This is a genomic window from Pseudomonas sp. P4_C3 (assembly GCF_056402075.1).
The window spans coordinates 1-8237 of the sequence record NZ_JBFUIC010000207.1 but is presented as its reverse complement, the minus strand read 5'-3'; the positions used below and the strand labels follow the sequence as shown (position 1 = coordinate 8237).

Genomic DNA, 8237 nt, shown 5'->3' with positions numbered 1-8237 from the left:
GTGATGAGCGGCGCTTTTATGCTTGCGCGCCTTGCTATAGGTTATTTTTGGATGCTTGCCATCTACAAAAACGCCAGAAATCGATGAGTGGAATCTAGTTGAGGCCGCCCCCGCATCAAGATCAGAAAAAACTGGAGAAACAGCGCCTTTAGTAATCTTAACTTTGAAGAATAGCTTATCAAAATAAGTTTCATTGAGAATCCAGTCGCGTATCTTAAGATACTCTCGAAGCAAGGTTAACCCTTCTTTGCGGCCCAAGACGTACCCGGTCCTCTTTCCTCGAGCACGAAATTTGACAGCCGTTAATTCCTTTTTCAATACTGACTTATCAATTCCCAGGGCATCCTCATAGCTAAACTGTTCTAATTCAGTAGGTGAAGCAGCCGTCACCAACATAAAAAGAGAAATATATGCTTTCACAGCAAAGGCTGCCATTTGCAATCGGACATAATTACGAGATTCAGAGTTGGCAAGTTCTAGACTAGCCTGTGCACCTGCTATAGCGCGTTCAGCTTCACGCAGCTTAAGAGCCTGACCTCTGCTAGCATATTTAGACATGTATTCTTCGACTGTCGCAACACGTCTTTCTGCCGAGTTATAACAATCGTGCCCCTGCCGAAAAGGGCTACACAACCCTATATTAGAAGGGAACTTAACCACCTCATAATCTCTTATCCGGACTATGCAGGGAAATGGCTCTTGCTGAAGAATGAACCTGCTGTAATCACGCGCAATAGCGATACTTGCGTCCTTGAAAATCTGTACATCGGACTCTCTAGGCGGCCTTATTGCTTTTCTTTGCCTCTCAATCGGTATGGCACTGCGCACCACATAATCCACTACGGATGGAAACTGGAGACCGATTATCAGTCTTAATATGCCCTGACACTTCGCCGCATGTTGAGGCGCAAAAATCCCTTTTCGGACAGAATCATTCAGATAATCTGTATAATCAGCGTATGCCTTAGATGCATTACTCACATCGGCAAAAATTTCCACATAACCATTTGCATTCAACCAATCCACGGCAATGTGAATTATTCTAAACTGAGTTACTATCGAATTATCGCGCAGCCCTATCAGAGAGTCGAGGAGCCTCACCACTAACTCACGCCTGCCTTCTACAAGCGATGATTCGACGACCGATATAGTACCGGCATTGTCATACTCTCTTGACCTTACTTCGCCTCGCTTGGCATATGCGATACTCCCGATATCAATAGGCGACTTATGCCCTTTTGCACTGGCAAGTTTTAGACGTAGTCGTTCCGGAAATGCATACTCCTGACTAATCTCATCTACCGCGATCACTTTTGTTTCACGAAATGACATCTCCTCTTGACTACTCATCGTGCGAACTCAGTATAAAATTGGAATAGTCAGATGCAAATAGACTAGCCTCAAAWTTTTCCTGCGCGGCAGTTTTCTGCGGAAGCATCTTGAAAAGTTGAAGATAATGCTCAGTCATCTCTCTTGTGGCGTGGTGCATTCGCTCCATTATAAACTCAATATCATCTCCTGGATGCATATGCCCAGCAGCAATAAGGCTCTGCAGTCGTTGATAGAGCTGAAACCCAAATGTCGCACGCAACCAGTGATACGAAAAATCTTTAGGAAACTTATCAGATGTCTTTTGCAATAGCTTGCGCTTGATTGTATCTGTGACCTGCCCTGTGGGACGAGATTTGACAACTGGGTAGCGTGGATCGTCTTTTGCCATGTAATAGCAGCCCCCTTGATCAGATAAGAAGACATACATATCCTCCTCTCCAATTTGCAGACCGGGGTAATATTTTTTTAGATTATTTTTAAATTTATCTCGCCGCCGCTTCATCATCGGACTGTTTCCAAGCACCTGTAACTCCTCAGCAAGTTGCTTTGGCACGTGCAAACGTTGACTACGGTCTTTCTTGGTATCCATCCCCGTACCTGGACCGGCATGTAACAGATAGGTGCCGTCGCCCTGCAATCTTTCTGAAATGAAGCCTTTTAAATGCTTCATGCGCATCGTCAGTACAGTCTGCTTCCGAGCGCCAGTCATCAAAGCCGTCAGCAATATAAGTCGCTCTAGTGCTGACCAGATTTCACCTTCAGTAACCTTCAGAAATTCAGCAAGTTCAATATTCGACAATGGACGAAGGTCTTCATTGTCCTCTCGTACGTAGCCTATTGAAACCAGCCTTCCCGGAACCGTTGATTTAGTTTGGCTACGTTTCTCAGCCGTGATCACTCTAGCGGCCCCGTACGAATTTTTAATAAAAACTTTAACTTCCTTAACTGTGTCAACTCGCTGCAAATCAATATCGTGCCAATTTGCACAAACAAACCTATAGAAATCAAATACCACACCAGTATATTGGTTTATAACTGCTGCACTACGCCCACTATGACTTATCAAATGAGCAAAATACTTATATGTAGGCCGCAACACAGGGCGACGCCCCGAAAAGTCGAGCCAGTTAAGCCCTTCATTTTCACAGAAAATCAAATAGTCTAATAACTTGCTGCCCCGACGACGCAGATCATCGGTAGGTCTGTTGCTTAATGCTTTATTTTCAACCAAGGAACGAAGGTATGAATTGGCCTCAAACCAAGGCTCTCCTTCCTTATGAAACAGAAACGGGAGATTGTAGATATCACCCGAGGTAAACGAAACTCCGACTTCCTCGACCTGATAAAGCAGTTTGGTTTCAGCCCCTTCAAGCACAGATTCAATCGACCCACGGGGCTGGATGCCGACATGCAGGCTGGCGAAGGCGCTCTGCACGTGAGGGATGAGAACAAAGCGACCTTCGTAACGCGGATTTGAGTAGGACATGACTCACCCTCAAGGGACTGAGTCAACCCTAGGTGTTAAGCGCTAAAAATCAAGGCTTCTTGTCAATGTCATTCTTGTTAAGCGATTCGACCCAAGGGTCCAACTTATGGAATAGTTTCGGATAACGTCCCTTCAAATCCTTCTTCACCTCCGCATAGGTGCTGCGCCAGAAGTTCGCCAGATCCTGCGTCACCTGCACCGGCCGCCGCGCCGGGGACAGCAGATGCAGCTTGACCACCTGCCGGCCCCCAGCGATACGCGGGGTCTCGGCCAGGCCAAACAACTCCTGCAAACGCACCGCCAGAATCGGCGGCTGTTCGCTGTAGTCCAGACGAATCGACGAGCCAGACGGCACGCTCAAATGATGCGGCGCCAGCTCGTCCAGCCGTTGCGGCAATGGCCACGGCAACAGATTGTGGACGATGCTCGACAGGTCGAGATTGGCGAAGTGACTGAGCCGGGAAACCTTGCCAAGATACGGCATCAGCCAGTTCTCCAGACTCTTGAGCAACGCCGTGTCGCTGACATCCGGCCACTCGCTGTCACCCTTTCCGGCGAGGTCCAGTTGCCGCAACAACGCCACCCGCGCCTGCCACTGACGCAGCTCCGGGGTCCACGGTAATAGCTCCAGGCCTTTGCGCCGCACCAGGTTCACCAGCGCCTGACTGCGGGCGGTTTCGTCGAGGCCCGTGAGTGGCTCGCGACTGAKGATCAGTTCACCGACCTTGCGCTGACGCTCGGCCCGCAGCACGCCTTCACGCTCATCCCAATCCAGTTGATCGACGCAGCGCACCTGCTCTGCCAGCACTGAATCGAACAGCGCCGGATCGAAGTCCGTCGCCAGGTAAATCCGCTCCTCACGCTGGCCCTGGCGACTGCCCAGATCGGCGATCACCAGCCACGGCTGCTTCATCAGACTGTCGGCCTCGGCGAACAGTGCGGCACGGCCGTTGGCCAAACGATACTCAGCGCCACCGGCACGTCGCTGTTGGGCGACACGGTCGGGATAGGCCAGCGCCAGCAACGCGCCGAGCCAGCGCGGATGATCCGGATCGCTGACCGGCTCCGAGGCTTTGCCGCGCAGATAACCACGATACTGCCGCGCCAGTTGCCGTGCGCGCTGCACGCCCCCCTGAGCACCGCGTGCGGCGCGCTCTTCGCCAGACAGCAGTACCAGTCGGCTGTGCAAGTCCGCCCCGCCGCCACGCAAGATATCGCGCTCGCCGAGCAGCGCCGCGACATCGCAGGCCATGTCCGCCAGACCCAGTGCCTGGCCACGCAACAGCAAATGCGCGATACGCGGATGCGCCGGCAGTTCGGCCATGGCCTGACCGTGGCGGGTCAATGCGTCCCCCTCCAGAGCTCCCAGGCGTTCGAGCAGGTCCTGAGCCTGTGCATAAGCGGCGGCCGGCGGCACGTCGAGCCACACCAGTTGCCCGGGCGTCACGCCCCAACGTCCCAGTTGCAAGGCCAGCCCGGCGAGGTCCGCCGAAAGGATTTCCGCACTGCCATAGGCCGCCAGTTGCTCGTGTTGGTCCTGGGACCACAAGCGATAACACACGCCCGGTTCCAGTCGCCCGGCCCGGCCCGCGCGCTGGGTGGCGCTGGCTTTGGAAATGCGCTGGGTGTCGAGGCGGGTCATGCCGCTGCCGGGGTCGAAACGCGGCACCCGTGCCAGCCCGGCATCGATCACCACGCGTACGCCATTGATGGTCAAACTGGTTTCGGCGATATTGGTGGCCAGCACCACTTTGCGTTTGCCCGCCGGTGCCGGATCGATCGCGGCCCGCTGCGCGGCGAGGTCCAGTTCACCGTGCAATGGGCACAGTAGAACCTGAGTATTTTCGCCCAAGGCATCCGCCAGTTGCTGATGCACGCGGCGGATTTCCGCCTGCCCCGGCAGGAACACCAGCACGCTGCCGGTCTCGTCGTTCAAGGCTTCGAGGATGGTCTGCACCAGACGCGGCTCGATGAATTCACCAGACTGGAACGGCCGGCCCCAGCGCATCGCCACCGGGTACATGCGCCCTTCGCTGCGCAGGATCGGCGCGTCGTCGAGCAACCCGGCCAAGCGTTCGCCTTCAAGCGTGGCGGACATCAAGAGGATTTTCAGCGGCTGATCGTCACGGAACAGTTCACGGCCATTGAGGCTCAAGGCCAGCGCCAGATCAGCGTCGAGACTGCGCTCGTGAAATTCGTCGAAGATCAGCAGGCCCACGCCTTCCAGTGCCGGGTCGTCCTGCAAACGCCGGGTGAGAATGCCTTCGGTGACCACTTCGATGCGGGTGTTGGGGCCGACCTTGCTGTCGAGCCGAATGCGATAGCCCACGGTCTCGCCGACCTTCTCCCCCAGCTCATTGGCCAGCCGTTCCGCCGCTGCACGCGCGGCCAACCGGCGGGGTTCGAGCATCAGGATGGTCTGCCCGGTCAGCCACGGCTCGTTGAGCAAGACCAAAGGTACGCGGGTAGTTTTACCGGCGCCGGGCGGCGCTTCGAGCACGGCTTCGTGGCGTGTAGCGAGGGCTTCACGCAGAGCGGGTAAAACTTCATCGATCGGCAAAGAAATCATGCTGGCTCCAAAACAGAGGGCCGAGTATAACGGCGAACTGCAAGGCGTTCGTCAGGGTCTTAATTCATACCGACGACGTTTCGTTTCGAGATTACTCAGGAGATTTCAAATGCGTGCTCCCTTTCGCCTGATTGGCAGTGTTCTGGTCGCAACCTTGCTGACTCAAGTGACAGCCTGCGGTTCGATCTTCTACCCCGATCGCCGCGGCCRGATCGAAGGCAAGATCGACCCGGCCATCGCCGCGCTCGACGCCGTTGGCCTGCTGTTCTACATCATCCCCGGCCTGATCGCGTTTGCCGTGGACTTCGCCACTGGCGCGATTTATTTCGAGCCGGGCAAGACCGCCCAGGTCGATCCACAAAAACTCAAGGACGCCATCGGTCCCGACGGCAAGGTCGATAACCGCAAGTTGCAGACTATTCTGGAAAGCGAACTGRGCCGCAGCTTCCCGCTGGACGATCCACGCCTGATCCAGAGCAAAGGCAGCGCCCAACAACTGGCGATGTTCGGCCTGCAACCAGCCGCGTAATCCCTGCGCACCAAAGGAATCCTCAAGGAACGATGGCCACTATGACCTCCAGCTCCGAACACGCCCGCCTGCTGCGGCTGGCGACCCGTGCCTCGGTGGCGGTGGCGTGCACCTTGATCGTCGCCAAAGGCATCGCCTGGTGGCTGAGCGGCTCGGTGAGCATGCTCGCCGGGCTCACCGACTCGGCACTCGACGGCGTCACGTCATTGCTCAACCTGCTGGCGGTGCATTACGCCCTGCGCCCCGCCGACAATGATCATCGCTACGGGCACGGCAAGGCTGAGTCATTGGCAGGCATGGCCCAGGCGCTGTTCATTGGCGGCAGTGCGGTACTGATTGCGTTGCATGCCTATGATCGGCTGAAACACCCCGAACCGGTCGGCGCGCCGTGGATCAGCATCGGTGTGATTGTGTTCTCGCTCGCCCTGACCCTGGCCTTGCTGATGTTGCAACATCGGGTGGTCAAGGCAACCGGCTCCAACGCCGTGCGTGCCGACTCGCTGCATTACCGTTCGGACATATTGCTCAACGGCAGCATTCTGCTGGCGCTGGTACTGGCCGGGTTTGGCTGGGATCAGGTCGATGCCTGGTTTGGTCTGGGCATCGCCGCTTATATCTTTTGGAGCGCGGTGCAGATCGCCCGGGAGAGTTTTGCGGTGTTGATGGATGAAGAACTGCCGCCGGATGTCAGCCAGCACATGCTGGAATTGGCGTGCAGCGTGCCCGGTGTGTTGGGTGCGCATGACTTGCGTACGCGGATCTCCGGCAACCAGTGGTTTGTGCAGTTGCATCTGGAGTTGCCGGGGGAACTGACGTTGTCAGTCGCCCACGGCATCAGCGATCAGGCGGCCGCAGCCATTCACAGCGCCTACCCGCGCGCCGAAGTGCTGGTGCACGCCGACCCGCGGGAAGTGGTGAAAGCCGCCCGGGCTCAGTAATTCACCTGATAACCGCGACTGCTCAGGCAGTTGCCCTGAGCCTGTCGGTAGGCTTGCACCACCGCCGGGTCTGGCTGGTAGGTGGCGGTTCGTGGATCGAAACCACTCTGCTGCACCGCGTATTGATAGCACTCGTAACCATCCCGACTGACCTGCTCCGGCGACTGCCCGTTGGCTGGATATGCCTCCACGTCATAACCATTGTTGCCGGCGGGTGGTTGCGATTGGCCAACCGGCGGCTCGACCACGACGTAGTCCTGAGTGCTTTCCTGATAGGCGTAGTAGGAGCCCGCCGCGAGGAACAGCAGCGCCCCGCCGATCCACAACTGCTGGGCGTAATCGGGCAGGTATCTGACTCGAATCCCGCGCGGTGGCTCTACCACCTCATAACGCGGGCCTAGCGGGCGATACCAGTAGCCACCGGAATAGTAGTAATCCATGCCACGGTAAGGCACGCGGAAGTTACGCTCGGGGAAGCGGTCGATCACCTGGCCGGGGCGATACCTGGGGCCTGCCCCCCAGCCGTTACCATGGCCACTCGGGCGCCCCTGCCAGTGATTGTCATTGGACGGTGCGCCTGTGTAGCCATTCCAGTGCTGGTTGTAATCGTTGCGACGCGGCTGATCCTGGTAGTAACCGCGCTGCGGCGGCTGGGTCTGGTGCACGGTGTCGGGGCGGGGCTGGATCGGCATGTCAGTGGCCGGCGCCTGCGGCGGTGGAGGCGGCGAGCGAACCCGGCTGTTGAAGTCCGGCGCTGGACGGTTCTGCCACTGACCATTGTTCTGATGTTGATTCTGGCCGTTGTGCTCGGACTGGCGGTTGTCATTGTTCTGCGCGCGGGGCTGATTCTGCTGCTGGCCGTTTTGCGGGTGCGGCTGGTTGTTGCCACCCTGGCCCTGGTTATCACCCTGATGCCCCCCCTGGCCATGTTGCCCGCCGTCATGGCCACGGTTTTGCTGCTCATCGGCCATCGTTTGCGCAGTGACACTGACACACAGCAAACCAACACCGGCCAAACGCCAGAAACGCGATTTCATGCTTTTCCTCATTAAGAGTCAGGGCCTGTACGTAAGACTGGGAAAGCAGTGGCCGGTTCTGCAACAGGTTATCAGTCACGCAACTTATTTATTGAGGGTCGGGGGGCAAATTCCACGCAAGAAAAAGGGGAGACCCGTCGGCCTCCCCTTAGAGAACTTCGTCCTGGCTCGACGCTTGTGGCGCCGGCTCACCTCACGCCGTCTTCTGGACAGTGTGTAGCTCGGGGGCCGGCACATCCCCGGTGGGGGTGGCGACCGCGGCGGGCCTGATTCGGCGAGCCGCACTGGACTGTTTGTCCGAGCAGTGATTCTGGTGATAAGAATAGGCCGGGAGCACCGGCAGAGG

At 56.9% G+C, this 8237-nt stretch carries 6 protein-coding genes; 2 read left to right on the top strand and 4 right to left on the bottom strand.

The window, feature by feature from the left end; translation table 11 throughout:
• The 3 genes from AC1DVH_RS23010 to hrpB form a co-directional block, all read right to left on the bottom strand.
• On the bottom strand, positions 1 to 1350 hold a 1350-nt coding region (locus AC1DVH_RS23010; RefSeq protein ID WP_477755751.1), incomplete at its 3' end, for a hypothetical protein.
• Complete coding sequence (locus AC1DVH_RS23005; protein WP_477755750.1) at positions 1343 to 2818, bottom strand: site-specific integrase; 1476 nt, start codon at positions 2816 to 2818, stop codon at positions 1343 to 1345. The genes AC1DVH_RS23005 and AC1DVH_RS23010, both read right to left, overlap by 8 nt.
• A 49-nt stretch (positions 2819 to 2867) precedes the next feature.
• On the bottom strand, positions 2868 to 5387 hold the full coding sequence (gene hrpB, locus AC1DVH_RS23000; RefSeq protein WP_477755749.1) for an ATP-dependent helicase HrpB: 2520 nt from the start codon (positions 5385 to 5387) through the stop codon (positions 2868 to 2870).
• 109 nt (positions 5388 to 5496) lie between these two features.
• On the opposite strand from hrpB, the gene AC1DVH_RS22995 reads away from it, so the two are divergent.
• Positions 5497 to 5916 carry a polyribonucleotide nucleotidyltransferase gene (locus AC1DVH_RS22995; RefSeq protein WP_477755748.1) on the top strand — a complete coding sequence of 140 codons (420 nt, stop codon included), beginning with the start codon at positions 5497 to 5499 and terminating at the stop codon, positions 5914 to 5916.
• 41 nt (positions 5917 to 5957) lie between these two features.
• Complete coding sequence (locus tag AC1DVH_RS22990) at positions 5958 to 6854, top strand: cation diffusion facilitator family transporter (RefSeq protein ID WP_477755747.1); 897 nt, start codon at positions 5958 to 5960, stop codon at positions 6852 to 6854.
• Here the strand turns inward: AC1DVH_RS22990 and AC1DVH_RS22985 are convergent.
• Entirely contained in the window at positions 6848 to 7891 is a 1044-nt protein-coding gene (locus AC1DVH_RS22985; RefSeq protein ID WP_477755746.1) for a DUF6515 family protein, read from the bottom strand. The genes AC1DVH_RS22990 and AC1DVH_RS22985 overlap by 7 nt on opposite strands.
• Positions 7892 to 8237 lie beyond the last annotated feature (346 nt).

Coding starts and splice junctions, on each gene's coding strand:
- AC1DVH_RS22990 (WP_477755747.1), top strand. CDS start 5,958: ATGACCTCCAGCTCCGAACACGCCCGCCTGCTGCGGCTGGCGACCCGT.
- AC1DVH_RS22985 (WP_477755746.1), bottom strand. CDS start 7,891: ATGAAATCGCGTTTCTGGCGTTTGGCCGGTGTTGGTTTGCTGTGTGTC.